Raw genomic sequence first — 1127 nt, 5'->3', positions numbered from 1 at the left:
TGTGTATGTGTAGTCCAGTTTGCGTCCGGACCCGTTCTCGAATCACGGATCCAATGCGATGTAATATGAATGTGTGGCTTGGCCGATTAGTGCTCGCGGACTCAACGCCTCGTTGCCTTGGCGCGTACATCCCGAGTCTATCGATCTCGTCTTCTACGAGTGGCCTCAGTGGTATCTCTTTTCCAGGTGGGTTTCGAGCTTAGATGCGTTCAGCTCTTACCCCGTGGTGCGTGGCTGCCCGGCACGTGCTCTTTCGAACAACCGGTACACCAGTGGCACCCATTCGTAGTTCCTCTCGTACTATACGAACGTTCCCGTCAGATACCTCACACCCCCAATAGATAGCAGCCGACCTGTCTCACGACGGTCTAAACCCAGCTCACGACCTCCTTTAATAGGCGAACAACCTCACCCTTGCCCGCTTCTGCACGGGCAGGATGGAGGGAACCGACATCGAGGTAGCAAGCCACCCGGTCGATATGTGCTCTTGCGGGTGACGACTCTGTTATCCCTAAGGTAGCTTTTTTGTCAGCAATTGGCCGCATCAAGCAGCCTAATTGGTTCGCTAGACCACGCTTTCGCGTCAGCGTCCGTCGTTGTGCCGGACACTGTCAGACTTCCTTATGCTCTTGCGCTCTTTCTCGGGTCTCCGACCCGAGTGAGGAAATCTTGGGGCGCGCTCGATATCTTTTCAAGCGCGTACCGCCCCAGTCAAACTGCCCGGCTACCAGTGTCCTCCGCCAGGAGTGAGAGTCGCAGTCACCATCGGGTAGTATTTCAATGCTGCCTCGGTGGCCCGCTAGCGCGGGTACCTGTGTAACGGCTCCTACCTATGCTGCACAATGGCGACCACGTCTCAGTGACAGCCTGCAGTAAAGCTCTATAGGGTCTTCGCTTCCCCTTGGGGGTCTCCAGACTCCGCACTGGAACGTACAGTTCACCGGGCCCAACGTTGGGACAGTGGCGCTCTCGTTGATCCATTCATGCAAGCCGCTACTAAAGCGGCAAGGTACTACGCTACCTTAAGAGGGTCATAGTTACCCCCGCCGTTAACGGGTCCTTCGTCCCCTTGTAAGGGGTGTTCAGATACCCGCACTGGGCAGGATTCAGTGACCGTACGAGTCCTT

At 56.2% G+C, this 1127-nt stretch carries 1 rRNA gene; it reads right to left on the bottom strand.

Annotated elements, in window-relative coordinates:
• Window positions 1–66 precede the first annotated feature (66 nt).
• Window positions 67–1127 (bottom strand): 23S ribosomal RNA (locus ACERJA_RS20115); the annotation flags it as partial.

The organism is Natronorubrum sp. A-ect3 (assembly GCF_041821125.1).
GTDB classification, from domain to species: domain Archaea; phylum Halobacteriota; class Halobacteria; order Halobacteriales; family Natrialbaceae; genus Natronorubrum; species Natronorubrum bangense.
Note: the sequence above shows the minus strand (reverse complement) of the source record. Positions and strands in the feature narration are given on the sequence as shown.